Source organism: Nostoc sp., from assembly GCF_036917555.1.
Lineage (GTDB): Bacteria > Cyanobacteriota > Cyanobacteriia > Cyanobacteriales > Nostocaceae > Nostoc.
On record NZ_JBALDD010000047.1, the window covers coordinates 119,399 to 141,347 of the forward strand.

At 39.9% G+C, this 21,949-nt stretch carries 17 protein-coding genes and 2 pseudogenes; 6 read left to right on the forward strand and 13 right to left on the reverse strand.

All coding sequences use genetic code 11. The annotated features are described in order from the left end of the window. The first annotated feature begins 6 nt into the window (after window positions 1-6). Complete coding sequence (locus V7K60_RS18660) at window positions 7-894, forward strand: UTP--glucose-1-phosphate uridylyltransferase (RefSeq protein WP_334927307.1); 888 nt, start codon at window positions 7-9, stop codon at window positions 892-894. Window positions 895-1,122: 228 nt separating this feature from the next. Here V7K60_RS18660 and V7K60_RS18665 read toward each other — a convergent pair whose 3' ends face one another. Then, on the reverse strand, window positions 1,123-2,514 hold the full coding sequence (locus V7K60_RS18665) for a hypothetical protein (RefSeq protein ID WP_334927308.1): 1,392 nt from the start codon (window positions 2,512-2,514) through the stop codon (window positions 1,123-1,125). 329 nt (window positions 2,515-2,843) lie between these two features. On the opposite strand from V7K60_RS18665, the gene V7K60_RS18670 reads away from it, so the two are divergent. After that, window positions 2,844-3,968, forward strand: a complete 1,125-nt coding sequence (locus V7K60_RS18670; RefSeq protein WP_334927309.1) for a THUMP domain-containing class I SAM-dependent RNA methyltransferase — start codon at window positions 2,844-2,846, stop codon at window positions 3,966-3,968. A gap of 351 nt (window positions 3,969-4,319) precedes the next feature. Further along, window positions 4,320-4,586 (forward strand): hypothetical protein, encoded by a 267-nt coding sequence (locus V7K60_RS18675; protein WP_334927310.1) that lies wholly within the window; start codon window positions 4,320-4,322, stop codon window positions 4,584-4,586. 146 nt (window positions 4,587-4,732) lie between these two features. Here the strand turns inward: V7K60_RS18675 and V7K60_RS18680 are convergent, their stop codons facing one another. The 12 genes and pseudogenes from V7K60_RS18680 to V7K60_RS18735 all read right to left on the reverse strand — a co-directional run bounded on the left by V7K60_RS18680 (window position 4,733) and on the right by V7K60_RS18735 (window position 18,820). Then, window positions 4,733-6,370: an NAD(P)/FAD-dependent oxidoreductase gene (locus V7K60_RS18680; RefSeq protein WP_334927311.1), complete on the reverse strand. Its 1,638-nt coding sequence runs from the start codon at window positions 6,368-6,370 to the stop codon at window positions 4,733-4,735. Between the two features lie 226 nt (window positions 6,371-6,596). Continuing rightward, window positions 6,597-7,622 (reverse strand): S66 peptidase family protein, encoded by a 1,026-nt coding sequence (locus V7K60_RS18685; RefSeq protein WP_334927312.1) that lies wholly within the window; start codon window positions 7,620-7,622, stop codon window positions 6,597-6,599. 198 nt (window positions 7,623-7,820) lie between these two features. Then, window positions 7,821-8,207, reverse strand: coding sequence for a KGK domain-containing protein (locus tag V7K60_RS18690; RefSeq protein WP_292861915.1), 387 nt, complete (start codon window positions 8,205-8,207; stop codon window positions 7,821-7,823). 118 nt (window positions 8,208-8,325) lie between these two features. After that, window positions 8,326-10,794, reverse strand: a complete 2,469-nt coding sequence (locus V7K60_RS18695) for a dynamin-like GTPase family protein (protein WP_334927313.1) — start codon at window positions 10,792-10,794, stop codon at window positions 8,326-8,328. Window positions 10,795-11,045: 251 nt separating this feature from the next. After that, a complete protein-coding gene (locus tag V7K60_RS18700) occupies window positions 11,046-12,488 on the reverse strand; it encodes an SAM-dependent methyltransferase (protein ID WP_334927314.1) in 1,443 nt (480 codons plus the stop codon). Beyond that, window positions 12,485-13,148 (reverse strand): annotated as a pseudogene (locus V7K60_RS18705) (restriction endonuclease). Before V7K60_RS18705 ends, V7K60_RS18700 begins: the two are co-directional and overlap by 4 nt. 26 nt (window positions 13,149-13,174) lie before the next feature. Next, the gene (locus tag V7K60_RS18710; protein ID WP_334927315.1) at window positions 13,175-14,158 is read right to left on the reverse strand and encodes a polysaccharide deacetylase family protein; all 984 of its coding nucleotides are present in this window, start codon (window positions 14,156-14,158) and stop codon (window positions 13,175-13,177) included. A gap of 1,060 nt (window positions 14,159-15,218) precedes the next feature. Then, complete coding sequence (locus V7K60_RS18715; protein ID WP_334927316.1) at window positions 15,219-16,103, reverse strand: aspartoacylase; 885 nt, start codon at window positions 16,101-16,103, stop codon at window positions 15,219-15,221. Then, window positions 16,100-17,155: a glutathione S-transferase family protein gene (locus V7K60_RS18720; RefSeq protein WP_442944424.1), complete on the reverse strand. Its 1,056-nt coding sequence runs from the start codon at window positions 17,153-17,155 to the stop codon at window positions 16,100-16,102. Before V7K60_RS18720 ends, V7K60_RS18715 begins: the two co-directional genes overlap by 4 nt. A gap of 649 nt (window positions 17,156-17,804) precedes the next feature. Next, a complete protein-coding gene (locus V7K60_RS18725) occupies window positions 17,805-18,128 on the reverse strand; it encodes a beta/gamma crystallin-related protein (RefSeq protein ID WP_334927317.1) in 324 nt (107 codons plus the stop codon). Window positions 18,129-18,227: 99 nt separating this feature from the next. Beyond that, a complete protein-coding gene (locus tag V7K60_RS18730; RefSeq protein WP_334927318.1) occupies window positions 18,228-18,371 on the reverse strand; it encodes a hypothetical protein in 144 nt (47 codons plus the stop codon). Between the two features lie 89 nt (window positions 18,372-18,460). Beyond that, a complete protein-coding gene (locus V7K60_RS18735) occupies window positions 18,461-18,820 on the reverse strand; it encodes a hypothetical protein (protein ID WP_334927319.1) in 360 nt (119 codons plus the stop codon). A 115-nt stretch (window positions 18,821-18,935) separates the two neighbouring features. On the opposite strand from V7K60_RS18735, the gene V7K60_RS18740 reads away from it, so the two are divergent. The 3 genes and pseudogenes from V7K60_RS18740 (at window position 18,936) to V7K60_RS18750 (ending at window position 21,459) form a co-directional block, all read left to right on the forward strand. Next, window positions 18,936-19,913, forward strand: coding sequence for a 2-hydroxyacid dehydrogenase (locus tag V7K60_RS18740; RefSeq protein ID WP_334927320.1), 978 nt, complete (start codon window positions 18,936-18,938; stop codon window positions 19,911-19,913). 7 nt (window positions 19,914-19,920) lie between these two features. Beyond that, a pseudogene (locus V7K60_RS18745) lies at window positions 19,921-20,790 on the forward strand (Rpn family recombination-promoting nuclease/putative transposase). A 117-nt stretch (window positions 20,791-20,907) separates the two neighbouring features. Then, window positions 20,908-21,459, forward strand: a complete 552-nt coding sequence (locus tag V7K60_RS18750; protein ID WP_334927321.1) for a hypothetical protein — start codon at window positions 20,908-20,910, stop codon at window positions 21,457-21,459. Window positions 21,460-21,949: the final 490 nt, after the last annotated feature.

Sequence of the window (21,949 nt, forward strand, 5' to 3'; positions counted from 1 at the left end):
CTGCTTATGCAAAAAAATAAAGTTAGAAAAGCTGTGATTCCGGTAGCTGGTTTCGGTACTCGTTTATTTCCGGCTACTAAAGTTGTGAAAAAAGAACTTTTCCCGATTATTGATCGAGATGGTAGGGCAAAACCTGTGATTCTCGCAATTATTGAAGAGGCAATTAATGCTGGAATTACAGAAGTGGGGATCGTGGTGCAGCCAGATGACAAAGAAATATTTGCAGATTTTTTGAAAAACCCACCCAAAAAAGAGCTTTTAGATAAACTTTCACCGCAAAATCAAGAATATAGTCGATATCTCGAAGATTTAGGTAGCAAAATTACCATTTTGTTACAAGAGGAACAATTAGGCTATGGTCATGCGGTATTTTGTGCCAAGGATTGGGTACAAAATGAGCCGTTTTTGCTGATGTTGGGCGACCATATTTATACATCTGATATTGAAAAATCTTGTGCTAGTCAAGTTTTAGATGTCTACGAACAAGTTAATCAAAACGTTATTGGCTTAACTACAATGCCAGCAGAAATTATTCATAAAGCTGGGTGTATAACAGGAATTTGGCAAGAGTTAAACTCGATTTTATCAGTTACACAACTCTATGAAAAACCGACTATAGAGTATGCACAACAGTATTTACGTGTAGAGGGAATGTCAGAAAATGATTTTTTAGGTATATTTGGCTTATATTTACTAACGCCAAAAATTTTTGACTTTCTAGCAGAACATATCAACCAAAATTTCCGGGAACGAGGTGAATTTCAGTTAACATCCTGTCTTGAAAAATTGCGTCAGGAAGAAGGAATGACAGGATATGTTGTTAAAGGGAAGTGTTTTGATACAGGTTTGCCAGATGCTTATCGTCAGACAATGATTGATTTTAGAAAAATATAGATTAATCTCAGTTCAATTCGTTTGTCTGGGAGGATCTCACTTTTTAAGATGGCTCAAGCAGACAGTAATCCATTAAAGTAAGCAGAGCGATAAGCAAGGACTTGAAAAATCTTGAAACTTGGTGATAGCCTCTTGTTTTTTGTTAAAGCTGTTTTCAGGTAGATGAGTTACAAAATGCAGGACTCAAAATCAGACACAAAAAATTTTTACTTCCTTCGTACTGCCTCCTTAAAAAACTACCTCAAAACTAGCGGTAGTTAGAGCAGGAAAAGAGGTAGCATCCAATTGTGCAAATTTACCCCCGGAATTAATCTCAGCAAAATCATCCGCCGAACCATTAGGGTTATAAAAGATACTACCATTTGCGCTATTATAAACGATCGCAGCACTACTACTTGCAGCTAAAGTATCGTTTGTCACCGTGGCAAAGTCTGCGGAATTTAATTGAGTCGGAAATACCGAGTTACTTAAAGCGATAAAGGTAGATTTAGATAGTTGGATCTTATCTAGCTCAGGATTGAAGTCACTAATAACATCAACTCCGAGTTCCCTAATATTAAACTTTGATCCTGTTGCAAATGCAAACTTATCTGAACCAGCACCTCCTTCTAGTAAGTCATCCCCACTGTCTCCCTGTAGGTAATCGTTGCCTTGATTCCCGCTCAGAATATCTTTTCCACTACTGCCAAAAAGAATATCATCACCGTTGCCGCCCAGAAGGTTGTCGTCATCACTACCCCCATCTATTCTGTCTGCACCAACTCCACCAACGAGAGTGTCACTACCTGCTCCACCGTCAATGTAATGATTACCAATAACACCAGAAAGCGAAATACTGTCATTACCATCCCTAGCAAAAATAATCTTATCGCCAGCCGAAAAGTTCCCCCCACTAAAGGTATCGTTTCCATTGGTTGTAGTGACATCAGTACTTATCACATTTCTGGCTCGAGCAACTGCCTCTTTTATGACATCAGCAAGATTCTCACTTGTAGAACCAAGAGTCAGTACAGCACCTCGACCAAGCTGGGTAACTAGTGTCTGGTAATCGGCTGCAACATTACTCGTAGTTAGAAAAATTGGAATAATGTTATTTGCTTCTAGCGCAGTTTTTACTTGTTCGCTCTTTGGATAATCTTCATAAGCATCAGCTATCCCATCTCCGTTATTGCCAATACTATCTGGCCTAACTGCTGCACGATCGCCAGCAACGTGATAAGTACTATCGGTGGCTATGATAACAACACGAAACGAACCGACTCTGTAACCAAGACTGGCGCTATCAAAAGCTGTGAACAAGAGTGCAAATAATTGTGATTCTGGCCCATCATTGCCACCAAAAGCTTCAAAGCCAAAGATTTTGTCTTTAATTGTTGTGACATTATTTGTCAAAGCGACTTCTGGTTGATATACATAGTCAGCGTAAGCCCCAAAAGGCGCAAGTGGCTTATCCTTGAAAGAGGCAATACCAAATTTCAGGTCATCACCAAAGATCCTTGCTAACGTCGGGTTGGTTAAGCGATTTACCGTTGCCGGAAGTACAACTTTAAGCTGGACTAAATTGTCATTAGCTGACGATGTTAAGTCTTGTAGCAGGACAATATCAGATACTAAACTCATAGTTTTTCCTGGGACTATTTTTATTAATGGGTTGTATTGCAAAGTGTCTGAATACTATTTCAGCTTGATATTAGCAAGGTTAATTGATTTAAGATAGTACTTAAACTGAAGAAAATATAATCTCTTTGAACAAATATTTCCTGTGTCTTTACTCAGGGTTGATTTTGTTTGTCTGGGGCTGGTTGTGCTGAGTTACCGAAAAAAGGCCTCCTGCCTCCACCCTACTAGGGTTATAATCGCAGACTTAACGAGAGAGAATGTTACAAGATATGAGTTAAGCTAAAGTGCGTCAATGGGTGAGCAGTGAAGATAATGCTTTGGATTAGAGGATGAATCAGTATTTTGCAACGGTTGCTCGCGGATTAGAAACCCTTGCGGCTCAGGAGTTAGAGCAACTGGGTGCCCATTCCGTAGAGCCGGGGTTTTGCGGTGTAGCCTTTGAGGGCGATCGCACTCTACTTTATCGCGTCAACCTCTGGGCTAGGCTGCCGTTCCGAATCTTGGTGAATATCCATGAGTTTAGATGCTTTGATGCCAAGGATCTCTATCGCGGTATCCAGACTATCGATTGGCAAAACTATCTCACGCCAGACATGACATTAGCGGTGAATGTCACGGGCAAAAACGATCGCCTCAACCACAGCCACTTCACATCTCTCCAGGTCAAAAATGCGATCGTTGACCAGCAGCAAGAAAATCTGGGCGAACGTTCAAATGTAGAGCTTCATGAACCAGATGTGCGGGTAAATGTTCATATTGAACGCGACTTTTGTACCGTCAAACTCGACAGTTCTGGAAATAGTCTGCATCGCCGAGGCTACCGTCCTGCGGTGGGAGCAGCCCCTCTTAAGGAATCTCTAGCTGCTGCTTTGATTCAACTTTCGGGTTGGCAACCAGACCAGATGTTCTACGATCCTCTGTGTGGATCTGGCACTCTACCTCTCGAAGCTAGCTTAAAGGCGCTGAATATAGCACCAGGGCTGTTTCGGGATTGCTTTGGATTTGAAAATTGGCTCGATTTTGATCTGTCCCTTTTAGAAAAACTGCTGCAAGAAGCTAAGGATAGCCAACTAGATACCCTGCCCGCACCTATTTGGGGAAGCGATCGCGATGAAAATATAATTGAGCAAGCAATTAACAATGCTCAAAACTGCGGCGTTGATAACCATGTATGGTTTTCTCAAATGGAGCTTGCTGATGTTGTCGCCCCCGCAGACAGTGGGATTTTATTCTGCAATCCACCTTACGGCGAACGGCTGGGGCGAGATAGCGATTTAGGGGCATTTTACAAACTTTTGGGCGACGTGCTGAAACAACGCTTCAAAGGCTGGACTGCGTTTGTACTCAGTGGCAACAAGGAACTATCTCAATCGATTGGACTAAAATCATCCCAGCGAATTGCAGTGTATAACGGAGCGTTGCCCTGTCAGTTAATGAAATATGAGTTGTATTAAGACAATTTCTGGTTTGTAGTATATTTAAGGCGATCGCTCTCAATTACTTTTGCTCAGTAAAAAATACATTGCCTGAAAATTTTGTGACACTGGGGATGTGCTGTATTGTCGGAGTTTGTGAGAACCGCGACCTAAATCTGTTGTTGCATGGCATTGGCTATCTCGATAAACTCAATCTGAATCAGTGATATTTTTAATACTCTTTAATAAATTTAAATTAAGTCAAACAAACTTGAAACTATGTGTAAGTCTATATTCTGGCAATTAGTATGACAACTTTGGAAACAAGTGGCAGTATAATCAGTGACTGACAATCTGCAATTTATTTATCGTTAAAAGGCAAGGCTATTTATGTCAGACCAATTCACCTTTACCGTTACTAATAAAACTGAATTGGCAATTACAGAGTTGTGGGTATCTATCGATGATCAAGAGTGGGCCTCATTTAACTTGGGTGAGTCAGGGATTCCATCAGGTGAAACAGCAACAATTGCTTGGGCTGAATATACGAATGGTTCGCCCTGTGAATGGTACATTTCTGCTATATTTGAAGATGAATCAGAAACTGAGTCAGCCCTATTTAACTTCTGTAAAGAACCAGCTTTAACAATCGGATAAATTCTGCACTGCGATCGCCTACGGCGGGCGTGTACGCCATCGCGCTTGATACATGATTGCATATCGATTCCAGTCATAAAAACAAAAGCCCTACCTCGAAATGTATCTAAGTGGGGCTTGATATTAGAATTGATATTTGCAATATTTCAGATTTTACGATGCCTACAGCGGTCAACTACGCAATTCCTCAAAATACTTAAAGCCACCGCCTCCGCTACCTTAATCCCATCGATACCCGCCGAGAGAATTCCCCCGGCATATCCCGCGCCTTCACCAGCTGGATAAAGACCGACTGTATTTAAACTTTGATAATCCTCTTTGCGTTTAATCCGAATCGGAGATGAGGTGCGGGTTTCCACCCCTGTCAACACAGCATCGTCCATTGCAAATCCTTTAATTTGTTTGTCAAAAGCGGGAAGTGCTTCACGGATGGCGGCGATCGCATAATCTGGTAAACTCTGACTCAAATCACCCAAATGTACCCCAGGTGTATAAGACGGTTTAACAGTGCCCAATGCTGTCGAGGGACGATGGTTGAGAAAGTCTCCCACCAACTGCCCTGGAGCTTCATAAGTCCCGCCGCCCAATTCAAAAGCCCGTTCTTCCAAGCGCCGTTGGAAGTCAATTCCTGCCAAGGCATTTCCTGGATAATCTTCGGGGGTGATGCCCACAACGATCGCACTGTTGGCATTACGCTCATTGCGAGAGTATTGGCTCATCCCATTGGTGACAAGTCGCCCCGGTTCTGATGCAGCTGCAACTACCAAACCTCCCGGACACATACAAAAACTATAGACAGAACGACCATTTTGGCAGTGGTGAACCAGTTTATAATCGGCAGCACCTAAAAGCTTATGACCAGCTTGAGCGCCAAAACGACATTGGTCGATGAGAGTCTGGGGATGTTCGACTCGAAAGCCGATGGAAAATGGTTTAGCCTCGATGTAAACCCCACGATCGAATAACATTTGGAAGGTATCACGGGCGCTATGACCTACCGCCAGAACCACATGATCGCTGGCGATATATTCCCCACTGGCGAGGGTGACTCCCCGCACCTGTCCATTTTCGATGTTGATATCTTCCACTAGGCTTTGAAAGCGAATTTCACCGCCGAGGGATTCGATTTTGGCACGCATACTTTGGACGATTCCCACCAGTTTGAATGTGCCGATATGAGGTTTGTTGATATAGAGAATTTCTGGTGAGGCTCCTGCATTGACAAGTTCGGTTAGTACCTTGCGTCCATAATGCTGAGGATCTTTGACTTGACTGTAGAGTTTGCCATCAGAGAATGTACCCGCCCCACCTTCGCCAAACTGGGCATTAGATTCGGGGTTGAAGTCTGATTTTTTCTTCCAAAAGCCAAAGGTATCAGCGGTGCGATCGCGGACTTGTTTGCCACGTTCTAAAATGATCGGACAGAAGCCCATTTGCGCCAGCATCAAACCTGCAAACAAGCCACAAGGCCCAGTACCAATCACGATGGGGCGAATCGTCAAATTGCTCGGTGCTTGTGCTACTGGGCGATAACTCATGTCTGGTGTAGCCATTACATGGGGATCTTTTTTCAGGCGCTTCAGCAGATGAGTTTCCTGAGTCGTTTCTACATCCAGAATATAAACAAGAGCGATCTCTCCTTTCTTACGGGCATCGTAGCTACGCTTGAAGATGGAATAACCGATCAAATCTTCGTCCGTGATTTGCAGCTTTTTGAGGATGGCAGACTTGATTTCATTTTCAGGATGATCGAGCGGGAGCTTTACTTCTGTTAGGCGTAACATAGCGAGGAGAAATTCATACTGTCTATTAAAATCTTAATCAAAATTACTATGGCGCGGCTGATTTACTTTCGAGGCTTAAACGAAACGTGAGTTCGATAAACCTCTCCCTGCCTTGAACTTTAGTTCAAGTCTGTCCCTCTCTGAATCGGAGAGGAACAGTTTTGCGTAGTAAAACCAGGGAGAGGTGTTTTTATGATGGCTAATTAGAGAGATAAGATATGTCGTGTTAAACGAGATTAACAGCCGCTTCTAACATTCGTATCGTCCCAAGTTCAGTATCTATTTCCACTTTTACACCGATTGGTAAAGTAAATTTATCCTTAATATGACCAATCATTGAACCATACCAAGCAGGAATATTTAAAGGAAGTATGTGTTGTTGCAATACTTGCATTAATGTAAATGACGGTTCATCTCCAAGACTACATTTAGTGCATTGCCCAAAGATAAAGCCAGCAATTTGATTAAGTATCCCAGCAGTTTTTAATTGCGTCAGCATCCTATCTATACGATAAACATCTTCGCCAACTTCTTCCACAAACAGGATACTTTTGTTCCAAGAAGGTAGGTAGGGTGAACCTACCATTGCTGATAAAACTGACAAGTTTCCACCCACAAGTTTACCCCTCGCCTTTCCCGGTGCTATTATCTCCATCCGCACTTCGCTAAGGTTGAGATTTTGCATAGTCACCGCTTCAGCATTAAATAGGATGCGCTTGAAGTAATCGACTGTAAATTGATTCCAGGTAGATGTGGCAACTGGCCCATGAAAAGTAATCATTTGACTACGGATATTAATTGCCAACAACAGGGTAGTAATATCGCTGTACCCGATGAGAATTTTCGGATGGGAGCGGATTAGTGAGTAGTTGAGTAAGGGTAAAATGCGATTACAGCCCCAACCTCCACGCATAGGAATAATTGCTTTTATGGTGCGATCGCTAAACATCAAGTTTACATCCTGGGCGCGATCGGCATCTTTACCCGCTAAATAGCCGTAACGATCTAAAATATGCTTCCCCAGCTTGACTTTTAACCCCAACTTTGAAATTGATTTCTGCGCTGCTTCGATGTCTTTAGCGTCAACAATACCCGCAGGGGCGATTAACCCTACGGTATCGCCAGCTTGCAGGCGGGGCGGCTTGCGGATGGTGTTTAGAGATGGCTTACCTTGGGCGGTAAGTGTTGGTATTTGGGTGGCTAAGGTAGCCAGCCCACAGGTTGTGAGAAATTCCCGACGTTTGATATTCATAACCATTAAGTTGGGGACAGGGGACTAAAGACTGTTTTCCTAATACCTAATACCTAGTTTTATACAGAGTAGTTATAGCAAGCATAAATCATTCGTCAACAACAAAATTCCTGACTTATTAAAGAAGCCAGGAATTTAAGCCTTTTGATTTTCACAAATCAAATAGGACTGCTATATGTAAATTTTGATTGAATAATTTTACTCGTGAATCATGCGGCGAAGATCATCAAGAGGCGAGTCTGGTTCGGTGATTTCTGAACTGTTGCTGTTAGTTATTTGTACATTTTCCTCTTCAACATAAAATTCAACGCTTATTTTAATTTTTACTTTACCCTTTTTCCAGCTTGGAGAACCTAATGTTAAAATCTCACAATCTATACCCTTCTGAAACCAATTAAAATTCGCATCTTGAGACTGTTTTATCTTTACTTGTTGCCTACTTAATTCTTGATTCAATGTACATTCTAGGCTGTAGTTAGATGAGGTATTCATTGCTTCTTTAAATTTAGCAACTTTATATATGTTCTCTCCAAAGTCCAAAACATCACCATCGTTACACTCTATTGGCTTGAATTCATCTTCCATATCAACCTCAATTTTTTAAATTTTTCTACTTTACACAAAACTGTAGTTAGTGAGGGTTAAAGTCACTAACTACAAGCTACAGAAATCCAAAATTATCTGTGTTTACCTGATATTAATACTAAACCTCTACTACCTTATCTAAGTTCACAAATCCATTACTATCAGATTTGCCATCATTATCGAATGAAGCAGGGGTAGCATAGAGCAACTCTGTATTACCAATTACAGGCAAAAGATTGTCAGATAATTGCATTGCCTGTAAACAATTATTGATACTAAAAGCTGCCAAATTATATGCTGCAATATTTTCTTCAACAACATTCAACAATCGGTGATTATTTGCAATTTTTTCTTCAGCTTCTTGTTCCAATGTTTTCTCTAAATAAGCACGCGCCTGTGGGTATTGCTGCAAAATTTCATCTGCTTGCTGATTTGCCATTGGGATCAATTGAGTTTTCAATATTTGATTAATGGTTTGACGAAAAGATTTCCGAATAGTATGGGAAACTTTTGGTTCAAAATCTAATTTCAATAATTGCCTAATTGCTGGCTCTGCTTCCACAATACTTTCAGCGTCGTAACCCTGAGAAGTTTGTAATAAAGTCTGACGAAATTGATATATAGAAAAAGTGCCTTCATCGTAAAATCTAGGGCTTTCTCGCACAAAGCGATCGCACTCTACACTAGCTGCACTCACTAATGCTTGAGTAACTACTTTTTCTAAAATTCTGATCTCTTGTTCAATGCCACCATCATGATCTAATAAACGATACAACTGGCGATAATATTCTGACTTGCGAATCTTTTCAATCAACTGCTGGAAATAATTTGCAACTAATTGCTGAGAATATTCAACCAAAATATCTTCTAATTGATTTGCTAAGTAATAAAATGCCTCAACTAAAATAGCAATTAAAGGTGCAGTAGCGTTGCGAGGATGGCTAATGGTTGCACGTCGATAAGCATAAGCTACAGAAAAAGTATCTAGCAACTCATCTAAACGGCGAATCATTCGTGATTGCAATTGCTTAAAATCTGCTTCAAAAGCATCACAAGAATTATTAATTACATGATTAACTTCTTCTTTGATATGCTCACTAAATTCTCTCCCAATTTGCTGTAGTTGCTGATTTAGGTGTTGCAACTCTTGCGCCTTCATCGTCTCAATTTCTTGGGGCTGACTATCTAAATCGCGTTGGACACTCTGATAATGTTTTTTGAGCTTAATACAAACATCTTCCAAATCATCAGCGAGATTTTTGAATAATTGTGGACGCTTTTCTTCCGTAAGATAATGAGTAATAGCTGTGCGAAATTCTTCAGTACCACTATCTTGAATTAGCCTTTCTATCAGTTCATTTCCCCAATCTCCCAAAATCCGCACATAATTTTGATTTGGGGTTTCATAGCCGTTAACAGAAACACGGAATTTAGTAGAAGATAGCTTTCCTGAATTTACACAGTAGTTGTTAAACGCATAGACAAATTGTGGTGTTTCTTCTTTACCATCTAAACCTTTAATACTTTCTGCAAAAACAGAATCTAAACCAAATCTATCTCGTTGGCTTGTCTGTTTAATCTGACTGCCATAAAATCCTAATAATCCACTCGTTTTATAAACCTTTCTTGAATTGGCAAATTGCCCACTAATTAAATCGTCCAATCGTTGCCGTAGCTGAGTATTATACCAAGTTTCATCGATCCTGTTGAAGACATAGAAAACGCGATCGCGTACTCCCCCATTTTCCCGCATTAATTCCAAAAGTTCTGTTTCTTCTTTTGTCATGTCACCCGCCGCAGCAGGTTTTAGCACACACACCACCGCCGAAGTATCAGGATGTTGAATTTTGGCATAAGTTAGTTGTGCATCTTTCTCTACTGGTGCATCTATACCCGGCGTGTCAATAATTACATTACCATCTTGTAGCAAAGGATGATTACAGTAATATTCTATTCGCTTCAATACGGCACTATTACTACCACGACGGGCATATCCAGCCGCTTCCTTAAGGTTAGAAAAGTTAAATTGCTCCATTGAATATGTAGCATTAGTCACCGTGTTTATGCGATCGCTATTTGCTATATATCCTTCTACCAACAACATTAACGCCTTCGCCTGTTTTGCACGTTCTGATTTACTCTCACCACCCTCCTGCTGAATAATTGCTTCAGAATATTGACGTAGCAAGTTAATTAAATCAGGTTGGTTGATATTAGCTACTGTCTTAAATCCTAGTTGCTGACACAAAGAAGCTACTTGTTCTCGAATCTCTGCTTCACTTAAAAACGTCAAAACAACACGTTCTTTATCTACTTCTGCATACTCAATTTTGCATTCTGTACCTGTAGCGTGTCCCTCTGCACTGTAGAGTAATTCCCTTTCTAATAGTGCATTGATTAGCATTGATTTTCCGGCACTAAAAGCACCTGCAAATACAATTTCAAACTTGGGAGAAATCGCTTTACTTAAAGAAGTTCGTACAGGTGTAATATCTTGGGAACGTAGCGTTGGTTCTTGTTGTAATAGTTGTAATATAGATTCAACCTGCTCTTTCAAATTTCTGCACTGAAGCGGTAAATCTGACATATTCAGCATCCTGACAATATTTATCTACATATTAGTAATATTTATTGTCTTGATGGTTCAGTAAAATTCCTGAGAATTTTTATACGGTTTAACTGCTGGATATTCAGGTTATCAAAAATTAGAAATTATACCGGACTATTCATAAATATGGTTACATTACAGTACAGTTTGGTTGAGCCTCACTTTGTGCAACGGGCGCGGTGGAACAAGCACCTTTATGACAACCAATAATTGTATTGCTAAACAGCACATTAAAATACTAACTTTGCTAAAGCTGCCAAGTTTAAGCTATTTAAAATACTAGACTTAATTGGACGTTTTTCATTCCAAAATATTAGAGATGAATAAAAATCTTTCGCTAATGAAGAAGTTAAAAGCTGATATGATTCGTATGCACTTTTCTCATCAAAAAAGCTGAGGAAGTAAACAGTATCATCAAAAATAGCAGGCTTTTCATTTATTGGACCAATTAATCTAAAACTTAATTTTTTGTAAAGTCCACAGATTGCTATTTTCCAAGGTGCAAAAGTATATGAGCCAACACCAAAAATAGAGAATCTGGGGCTATTTTGATAAATTTTACTTTTCCTATTATTTAAAAGACGTTCATGCTTTTCTAAATATGCCCATGTTTTAGGTGCTAATTTTTTTATAGATTCAGTAGACTCACCAACGAAACTTTGAGTAACTAAAATATATCGATCAGTCGCTTTTGTTTTATTTTGGGCAACAGAAGAACCTTTAAATAAAGGGAAAATATAAGTTTCTTCGAGTTCAGAAGATTCTCCTAGCCCATTTATAAAATAGTCATTATTTTTGCGAAATTCCATTACGCTAGCGCAATCATGCTTAATACCAGAACGCCATTTTGTTTTTGATTGCTTATTGTATAAGCTTTCTACTTTTTTAAATGTAATCAAATCTTTAATAAGAATATTATTCAAATAGCCTACACGAGAGCAAACTGAGCTTGCAAGACTATCAAATACATCACAATAATATTTTTGTGAGTTTGAATCAAATTTACAGAAAAATAAGCAAGCTTCAACAGCAGCATCAAAATATTTCTTAGAATCTATCTTATAAACTGCACAGTAAGCAAGATTTAGCTTTTCAGAATAGATATAATTTAATATTTTTCTAGAAACCGAAGTTTTACAAAGCACCGCTAGATAACTGTTATGCTTCTGTAAGTATTGTACAAACTGTATAAGCATCCATTCGGATATATCAAAATTACTTTTTCCCGTAATTGCATCTAAACCAGTATGATTTTGAAAATTGCTCTTTTTGGGCAAATTTACGCCCCCAATACTGCCCTGTTGTGAATTTGTTACCCAAGGTAAATTACCAAGCACTAATATTTCTTCATTTGATTCACCTATTAGTGATAACCAATCTACTTGAAAAAAATCCTCACATTTAATTTCAATCCTTTGGTCATGTAAAAACTTTTCTTCTTTTAGAATCTGGCTAAAGTAGTCAAGATTTAATTCAATTCCTAAAATTTTTTTTGCCGATTCAAAACAAGATGAGGCAGCTTCAACAAAATTTCCTATTCCACAAGTTGGCTCAATTATAATATGTGGTTTAACACCAAGCTCTACTAGCTTTTTACATACCTGATCGGCTAATTCTATCGGCGTTTGAAAATCACCGTATTCTACTTTAAGTTTCTGAAGAGTACGCATCATGGATTAGCTCTATAAACGGTAATTATACCTTTTTCTTAGACCAGCACGTTCTATCACTCTCCCATACTGAAGCCGCCATTGCAAAGCATTGGAAATTGTCAAAAATCCCTGTAAAGGTGGATTTCTCAATATTTCATCCGCAATGTTACTTGCTTCAAGTTCGTCAACAGGCAAATTGCGGTTGAGCATAAAAGCAATTAGGTCATCTTTATTACCTTCGTTCTCTAAAATATTATAAATTCCACGTGTCATCTGGAAATCTGCGGTTCTTTCAGCACTTACGTAAATCGTATGCAAAATATTCAGAGTTGCCATACGGTTTATACTATTATCTACCTTATCGTAGACAAAGATAAGCAACGAATAACCAAGCCCAAAAATTTTTTGGCGTGCAGATTTGAATGGACATGATGATTGTGGTTGTCTAATATTTGTTACCTTCATATCTATAAGCAACCCTGGAAAATCAAGACCAATCGCAGAATTTCCTTGTATGAAATCGTACTTAGCTTTTAAGTAAAGTCTAAATTTCTGTTCTAGGTAAGTTCCGACAGCTTTTCCATCAGTAACACCATACAGCAGAGGTTCTGGATGCTGAGACTCGGTTAATGAAAATATTTCAGCTTCTAAACAGAGGATTTCTGCTGTCAAAATCGGCATAGGTAAAGTGATAATAGATGATATTTTTACCTTTTTTGAGGCACTAATACAGGCAGTTTACGCCCATCGGCTGCAAATTTAGCGTGTTGTCCAACAGTCAAAACATTAAACTGACTGGATATCATTTCTAAACTTTTGTTCACTATTGCCAGCTTTTTGTAGGTAGGGACACTCATACCTGGAAAGAATGAGAGTTCTGGCACATCTTCTTGACTTACAAAGTCTGTAGGATGAAGTAGCAAAGAAGGCTGGACGCGTGTAACTTTACACAGCCACAAGGCAATTCGCAGGTAGAGTAAAGCCACTTCCGAAGAAAATGTACTCAGAAACATTATGTAACTGAAGTGAATTGGCACTTTAAAAATTGGCATGGTGGTAACAGGAATCTCAGTCAGTTTATCCTTATCTAGTTGCCACTGGTAAGGTTTTAGAGGTTGCAAACCCTCTTTAAAACGGCCAAACAGCGCTTCCCGTTTTTTACGTTCTTCCTTGCTCAATTTACAAGTTATTAAATAGTATGCTCGTGCTATGGGGCCCAAAAATGTGGGAAAAGTCGAAGCATCATATTCGTATCCCCGGCGTGCTAAGACTTTCAATACTGCTGGAGAAAAACTGTATCCTGGCCCCCGAAAGCCGATAGGATGTTGATGAGTAACGCGTTTGATATGTTCTTCGGCGAGCGCCACCTCTTCTTCAATCTCATTCTCTGAATACAGATGTAGCCAAGGATCATGATAGAATGAATGGTTGCCAATTTCGTGACCAGCGCTAGCGATCGCTTGTATTGCCTTAGTATTCTTTTCTAGCGCTGCATCCTGACCGACAATGAATACTGTGATTGTCAAATCCCATTGCTTGAGAATATCTAAGAAACGAGGTACTGCGATATCCAGGTAAGAAGGATAAGTCTCCCAACCCAAAGCGCCCTGATTTTTTAAATAAGACCAAATATTATCCAAGTCTAAAGAAAGACTGGCTATTGGTTTGTTTCCTTTTTGCTTTGTTTTCATTATGAGTTAAATTATTTGGACAATTTTAAGCGTCAATTATAGTCTAAGGTTTGGACTTTATTGGTCAAGTTTCATAGTTAGACCAGGGCTGAGTTTAAGGGAAAACTCAAGCTAGAATATTTGCGGCTCCTAATTTTCAAAATAAAGAGTTACTTTAAGAGCAGCATTTGGTAGACATCGCCGTTATATCATGTCTGCTTGATTACTTATTAAACCCGAATCACCCCACCCCACCAAAGCTACGCTTTGTCTCCCCTCCCCGATGCTTTGGCTACGGTGTACACACAAGTACTTTCGTTCGCAACACAAGTCTTTTCCTTCACAACACAAGTCTTTTTTGAGCCTTTGAGGGAATGAAACAGCTTTGCTTTTCGAGAGGGGTTGGGGGGATTAAAAGTCTGTGGAGCCACTCTAAAAGACTTGTATGTACACCGTAGCCGATGCTTTGGGGAGCCAGGCCCGGTCTTCTCCCTTCTCTACGAGACGCTCCGCGTTCGCGGAGCGTTCCGAAGGAAAGGCCTTAGCCTCTGCCTTTGGGAGAAGGGGAGACGCTTCAGCGCATAGCGCAGCGTAAAGCCTTCTCTTCCCTGCGGGATGCACTCGCGTTCGAGAGGCTTGTCTGCGACACGCTACGCGTAGCTTGCTTCCCTGTAAGGTTACGCCAACGGCATGGCAACTCTTAGAGAGGCTGTGCCAACGCTTAGAGCGAGTCATCAAGCGTCTGAGGGTTTCCCCCATGAGCGACTGGCGTGTGAGGTGCAATGACTGTGGGAATCATAAGTAATTACCCGGACTTGATATCATAGGCATCGCCCAGATTAGTATCGTCCTTTGATCTCGATTTTATCAAACCTTTGGACAACTTTTTACCCTGATACTTAGTTACTGGTCATTAATAATTATAACCAAGATACATATAAACTTACATAAGTAGATTTTAGTGTATGCGTAGCCCGTCGCAGACATCGCGCTAGATATAGAAGTTATTAATGATTTAGATGCTCAATTTCTATCATCACTTCTAATTAAAAGTAATTATACAAAAATTTTTATCGACATCTTAGATGTTGATTTGCTGCCTTTGGGTCAAACACATTGCAATTCCCTTTTCGTAGTAAGCTGCCTCATTAATAAAAATTGGCCAAACAGTAGATGCACCTTCATAAACAATTGTTTTATCGTCAAAAGTTATAAAAATTGGATCTCCTGGGTGCAAGGCTTGATAATCCTTATCCTGAAGCTCTGGATGAATCATTCCAAAGATTGTGCCATCCAGTTTTTTTGGGTAGTCTACAACTGATAAATGGTCATAGAGAATCAACGTTTCGTTATTTGATGGAATTTTACCGTGGTTAAACTGTTCTAGGTAGTCCAGAAGGGCGTGAACAAGTTCCTCTGTTTGTTGGAACAGCCTTGCTTTTAAGATACCTTGGGCAATTGGGCCAAGCTCAAATGCAAAGCCTAATTCGCACAGAGAATTTACAAATGGGTTTTCTGCAAGTGATTTAAAAGAGCAGCGATAAACCCTAACTAAAGGATTAAGCTGGCTCAGATAAGCAGCCAATTTTAAGTTGAAGGGATGACTGTTATCAAGAATAATTGTCAGACCCATATTAGCTGTACTGCTGTGCAAGTCTAAGATGAAATCTGCTTGTTTATCCCCGTTTGAAACTAGGGTATCCTGGATTAATTTAGCTTGCAATTCTTCGTAACTTTTCAGAGTCGGATCTTGTAAATCTTGCTTGAGAAAACAGCGATTTAAGTCTTTCTCTACATATCGTCTCCCGGCGGCAAAAGCATGAGGATTTGCTAACAGAGTGACTGTCTCAAAACTTGACTTAGTAATTAAATCGGGAAACTGGGCAAATTTCTGGATTAGGTAGGCACCTGTAAACTCATTGCCATGAGTTCCACCGACAATTGCAACTCGATTAATCTGATTCATGAAGCATTCACCTTGCCGATGCGATCGCGATCGTGTGGTTGATTAAGATAGGACATATCAGGACCATTGGGAATTATTCCGCCGGGATTGAGTGGGAATAGGTTCCCGTAGTAGTCCCGCTTCACAGTTTCTACGTCACAAGTGTCAGCCACACCCGGAAGCTGATACAAATCGCGCAGATAAGCTCCGAGATTCTGATAGTCTCGAATTCGCTGCCGATTACATTTAAACAGCCCATAGTAGGCACTATCAAACCGAAATAATGTTGTGAATAAACGTACATCTGCAAGTGTCAGATGTTCACCGCAGAGATAGCGATTAGTCTGCAATGCAAGTTCAATCTCATCAAGAGTTGCGAACAGTTCATTACAAGCTTGATTGTATGCTTCTTGAGTCTGGGCAAAGCCACAGCGATATACACCGTTATTTACGGCGTGATAAATCTTTTCATTCCACCAGTCAATTTTCTCTTTAAGTTCTTCTGGGTAAAGATTTAGCGTCAGATTGTTAGCGAACTCGTTAAACTCAGAGTTCAGCATAACGATAATCTCTGAACTCTCATTATTGACAATGGTTTTTGTCTGCTTATCCCATAGTACTGGCACTGTAGAGCGTCCATTGTAGCCGGGTTCTGCCTTCTGATAAAATTCAGCCAGTGTGCGACAACCTTCTTCTTCTTGGTTGAATATCCAACCGCCTTCAATGGGAGAAGGAGAGACGATACATACTGATATTACCGCTTCAAGTTTTTTGAGCGATCGCACAACTAAAGTTCGATGTGCCCAAGGACAGCCCAGCCCAACATAGAGTTTGTAGCGCCCCGTTGCTGGTGGGTGTGGATTCCCTGATTCTGTACCGATGAACTTGCGAAACTGGCTATTAGGACGAATATACGCTCCTGACTGATTGCGAGGAGCAAGGTTTGACATCATTATCTGCCACATACTCGTCCAGACAAACTTTCCTAGCCAGATAATTAGCTTAGGAGGAAGCGACTTGCCTTTCTTCTTGGGGAGCTTTTTCTCGTCATCCATTGGAGTTGAGTTAGTCATGGCGACAATATTGCTTTGGGAGCGATCGGCGTTACTGCTGTATATGCTGTTAAATTTATAGTCGGTAGGTTCCAATACCTACACGCACCTTGAGATTTCTTACTTTACTTTACTATGCTTTGCCTGAACTGTTAAATCTATAAAACAATATTGTGGACACTGGTATCGCTTTCACGACAACTTGTAACCTAGCGATCGCTTATTTTTAAGAATAGTTTATTCTGTTTCAGAATCTCTATCTACCGTTCCTGAGCATATGGTTTTTTCAAAGGCACTAATATTTCAAACTATGTTAATGAATTTAAATTTAGGGTGTGTTGTCGCGCAATGCAACGCACCGTCAAGATTGGGTAAATAATTTAAAGCTACATATCAAAACTTCACCCCGATAAAACTGTGCTTTATCGGGGTGAAGTTAACTTGTCTCTCACTCTTAAAGGTTGTTTAAAAAATTGAGGTGTGTTAGGGGGGATCAATAAGTGCCTAAAATCACAGCCAACCACTTTTCAAACATCCTCTTAGATTTGGGAGGGTGAGATGTTACCAAAAACACTTTTCAAACATCCTCTGATTCGGAAACGCTATGGCACTTCCATAGAATGGGATAGGCTATAGGTTTTTAACATCACCAAGCACTTTCAGCTGCAATTTAATAAGAATAGAAGGATGAGATTGAGTCATTGGATATTCCAACGTCTTCAACCCAAGAATAGTTTCCTGGTCCTAAGGTTTTGCTATAACCTCTTCTATCACTATCTGCATAGAATGTCCATGTTCCCTCAAAAATTTTAATTGAAGAAATTCTATCGTTCCAATCGCCTCCTACATAATCATAGCTATCGGCTGTTTCCCAACTATCACCACCAAAGTTTATATCTTCATAGATTTTTAAAAAAGGATACCCACCACTAATGGTTTCGCCTTGTTCCGAGGTTATTTCTGAGTAAAGTGAACTCATTTCGATAGTTTTCATGTTACTCCTTGTGTAAATATATTTACCTGCTACCAGGGTAGCGATGGGGCTTCAACTAATAAGTTATCACTCTCTTAAAAGAGAGAATTTACTTTGATACTAAACTTTATTTTTTCTAACCAAAGGATTTTTCCCACGCTGCTTTAACGTGAGTTCGACGGTTAGAAAAAGGCAAAAAGCTTGCTGGATATGAAGTATGAGAAACTGAGCAGATATTGCGATCGCTACGCCCGCCGCTGGCATTGTTAAGATTGATTGAGAATCAGCAAAAAAAGTCACAAAAAAACGCTGAGACTAAAAATATCTAAGAAAAATGAGGATCTCGGCTATGTCTAACAAGGATCAATTTCATAGGCAACAATATCTAAATTGGCTGGGCGTTGTTTGCTGTGACAAAGTTTAGCTGCAAAGGCTGCAAGTAATGAGCCAACTCCTGCTCCAGCATCAAGTAGAGATATTTGAGGAAGATCGAGCTTGCCAAACATCCCAACCATTAATTCCGCGACTGGAGCAAGAGTCAAAAATTGCCCCAGTTTTCCTTTTTGCTTTTGATCCTGTTTTAAGCTTGCAGTAATCCTCAGAATATCTACTTCATCGAGTAAGTTTCTGGCAGAACATTTTGACAAGCTTTTGAATTCCAACGGCTTGTGATGATTGTCTGTAGACTCTCTACTGCTTGATTGGAACATCACGGTTCATTTTCACAGAACAAAAACCAACTTTACCAGATTTTAAATTTACGCCATGATATTTTAAAGAGAAACTGATGCAAGAAGCATCCCTTTATCCAGAAATTGTTTTAAAACTATGCTTCAAGCTAAAGTATTTGTCACTCGTCGCCTACCCATCGAATTAGAGCAACTGCGATCGCTCGCCATTGTCGAAGTTTGGCCAGAACGTCAACCCCCTCCCTACGACATTTTACTAGAAAAAGTCAAGGAAATAGATGGATTGCTATGTCTGCTGACTGACCAAATCGATCGCCAACTGATCGAGTCTGGAAAACTCAAAGTCATCAGTCAAATGGCGGTGGGTTACGATAACATTGACATTGCCGCAGCTACAGCACAACAAATTCCCGTCGGTCATACTCCTGGGGTGTTAACCGATGCTACCGCAGATTTTGCCTGGGCATTATTAATGGCAGCTGCCCGACGAGTAGTAGAGGCAGATCGGTTTACTCGTGCAGGTTTGTGGCAGACTTGGGAACCAGACTTGTTGTTGGGACCAAATGTTACGGGTGCTACCTTGGGAATTGTTGGTTTTGGGCGGATTGGTCAAGCGATCGCTCGTCGTGCCAAAGGCTTTGAAATGCAGATTTTGTATACGAGTAGGCAACGATGCAGCCCAGAATTAGAACAATCTTTAGGTGTGGAGTTTACTACGTTACAACACTTACTGCAAGAGTCAGATTTTGTAACCCTGCATACACCATCATCTGATGATACTTACCATTTGATTAGCGATCGCCAATTTGAGTTGATGAAGCGATCGGCTATTTTGATTAACACGGCGCGGGGAACTATTGTAGATCCAGATTCTCTGTATCGCGCCCTTGCAAGTGGTCAAATCGCTGGGGCGGCAGTAGATGTCACCGAACCAGAACCGATTCCCAGCGATAGCCTGTTGTTGACCCTAGAAAATCTAATTATTGCACCTCATATTGGCAGTGCCAGCCGTCAAACGCGCTCAAAAATGGCAACAATGGCGATCGCTAATTTAATCGCGGGACTGAGGGGCGATCGTTTGGTTTATTGTGTTAACCCTGAAATTTATAATTCATAATTCATCAATGTCTTTTGATAACCTGTGCAAACTACTTTCAGAAAAACATCCCATTACCTTTGCCAGTTTGGGTTTTGGGTACACCTCAAACTTATGTGAAAGTCCTCAAAACTGAATTGAGTATTGAACTGATTCGCGCTGATTATGTCACATTTTTACAGCTACAAAGACGTATTTTACACTTGGAATTTCAAACTAAACTAGAATCCACGCCACCCCTACCCCTGCGAATGCTAGATTACTGGGTAAGGTTATATCGGTTGTATCGTCTCCCAATAACGCAAGTTGTTGTATTATTGCTTCCCCCTGCACCAGAAACGGTAATTGAAACTGCCTTTAGTGTCGAAACCACCCGTCACGAATATCGCGTGATTTCCTTATGGGAAGAAAATCCAGAACTATTTCTCAATGATCCAGCTTTGTTACCTTTAGCACCACTGGCGGCAACCACGCAACCCCAAATCTTGTTACAACAAGTTGTGGAACGAGTTAATCAACTTGAGCAAGCACAACGACCGCAAATTTCGGCTTACACCCAAATCTTAGCAGGGTTAAAATACAAAAAGGACTTGATTCGACAATTATTTCGGGAGGGTATGATGCGCGAGTCATTAATTTATCAAGAAATTCTTGCAGAAGGGGAACAACGAGGAGAACAACGAGAACGAGCGCTCATTCTCCGAATGCTAACTCGCCCGCCGCGTGGGAGAATTACCCCAAGAGGTGCGTTAGCGAAGCTTACCGTCAGGTATCGCACATTGAAAGCCTCTCTCTAGAACAATTAGAAAATCTCGGTGAAGCTTTGTTAGATTTTCAGGCGATGCCTACGGCGGTAAACTACGCAGATTTAGAAGCCTGGTTCAGTACATTAGAGTAGTACTAGGTAATCTTAATTTTCTAATTGTGGTTCGAGTTGAGTTCAGATGCTCAAAAGGCTATATTTTAGTGTTTAATTTTAAGTTGGATAATAGAACGCATATTTCAAGCCAAATTGATGAATAATACTCTAGCTTCTACTTTAGGAGAACTACAAACAAAAATATATTGGCTACATGATGCTGAGAAATTTACTGAATTGGCAGAAGCCGCAACTAAAATATATATCAAACTTGGATATGACCAACAGGAAGCAGAAATTGTTGGTCATTTAATTAGTGAAGCCTATCAGTTATCCGACGATGCTGATATATCATACAAAGCTGGAGAAATCGAGAAAGAAATAAAATTTTATAATCAAGTCAAAGATAAATTTATAGAGGTTGAGGCTATATTAGGTCTACAAAAAAGCATAGCCGAGCATCAAATGAAATGGTGGATTTATTTTCGCCACAAACAGAAACTTAAAGTTATATATCACTTATTATTACAACATTTTAAACCTTTAGGCTTCAGCTATTTATTTATAACTATACAACTAACATATTATATGTTAAAGATAGGCAAAGGTCATAATTTGCGCAATATAGAAATAACTCAAAAAAATGCTACAAAATATTGGATGCAATTATTGAAATGTAATATTACCAAATATCCATATTTAGGTTAATTTGGTGTTTTGTAACCCATCTTTTGGATGAGTAAATATACTCAAAAAATTGCTCTTTGCAGGCAGTTTTGCTAAAATCTGAATTTTAATAAAATGGCTAAAACTCAACTTTAGCTAACGCTTCACGCTTTTTATCATCTATGGGGGGTGATAGAAGTATTTAAGCTCAGACAGACTAAAATTATTGATAATAATATCAATAAGCTTGATTTTGGTACTAAGCAAACTTGCGAAAGCGTTGCTTGCCGCAGGCATCGCCGAATGCAAAATATAGGTTTAATACCTAAAAGCCTTGCTGTAGCTGAATTATGAAAAATACCCAGATTTTTCAACTTACGTGCGGAATGTGGGTTCTTCATCAAAATTTATCAAATATGTTGTTTGTATGTTGTTCGTATATGTATATGATTTAAAAGTCAGTACTGTAACTTAATTGCGATCGCCATCAAATATGACAGTTTTAGCGCCGAGCTAATCGGTAGTTTTACCA

Bases quoted from the DNA above. Each gene is read 5' to 3' on its own strand.
- V7K60_RS18680 (WP_334927311.1), bottom strand. From the start codon at position 6,370: ATGTTACGCCTAACAGAAGTAAAGCTCCCGCTCGATCATCCTGAAAAT.
- V7K60_RS18725 (WP_334927317.1), bottom strand. From the start codon at position 18,128: ATGAAAACTATCGAAATGAGTTCACTTTACTCAGAAATAACCTCGGAA.
- V7K60_RS18665 (WP_334927308.1), bottom strand. From the start codon at position 2,514: ATGAGTTTAGTATCTGATATTGTCCTGCTACAAGACTTAACATCGTCA.
- V7K60_RS18720 (WP_442944424.1), bottom strand. From the start codon at position 17,155: ATGACTAACTCAACTCCAATGGATGACGAGAAAAAGCTCCCCAAGAAG.
- V7K60_RS18740 (WP_334927320.1), top strand. From the start codon at position 18,936: ATGCTTCAAGCTAAAGTATTTGTCACTCGTCGCCTACCCATCGAATTA.
- V7K60_RS18715 (WP_334927316.1), bottom strand. From the start codon at position 16,103: ATGAATCAGATTAATCGAGTTGCAATTGTCGGTGGAACTCATGGCAAT.
- V7K60_RS18750 (WP_334927321.1), top strand. From the start codon at position 20,908: ATGAATAATACTCTAGCTTCTACTTTAGGAGAACTACAAACAAAAATA.
- V7K60_RS18675 (WP_334927310.1), top strand. From the start codon at position 4,320: ATGTCAGACCAATTCACCTTTACCGTTACTAATAAAACTGAATTGGCA.
- V7K60_RS18685 (WP_334927312.1), bottom strand. From the start codon at position 7,622: ATGAATATCAAACGTCGGGAATTTCTCACAACCTGTGGGCTGGCTACC.
- V7K60_RS18690 (WP_292861915.1), bottom strand. From the start codon at position 8,207: ATGGAAGATGAATTCAAGCCAATAGAGTGTAACGATGGTGATGTTTTG.
- V7K60_RS18710 (WP_334927315.1), bottom strand. From the start codon at position 14,158: ATGAAAACAAAGCAAAAAGGAAACAAACCAATAGCCAGTCTTTCTTTA.
- V7K60_RS18730 (WP_334927318.1), bottom strand. From the start codon at position 18,371: ATGCCAGCGGCGGGCGTAGCGATCGCAATATCTGCTCAGTTTCTCATA.
- V7K60_RS18695 (WP_334927313.1), bottom strand. From the start codon at position 10,794: ATGTCAGATTTACCGCTTCAGTGCAGAAATTTGAAAGAGCAGGTTGAA.
- V7K60_RS18700 (WP_334927314.1), bottom strand. From the start codon at position 12,488: ATGATGCGTACTCTTCAGAAACTTAAAGTAGAATACGGTGATTTTCAA.
- V7K60_RS18670 (WP_334927309.1), top strand. From the start codon at position 2,844: ATGAATCAGTATTTTGCAACGGTTGCTCGCGGATTAGAAACCCTTGCG.
- V7K60_RS18660 (WP_334927307.1), top strand. From the start codon at position 7: ATGCAAAAAAATAAAGTTAGAAAAGCTGTGATTCCGGTAGCTGGTTTC.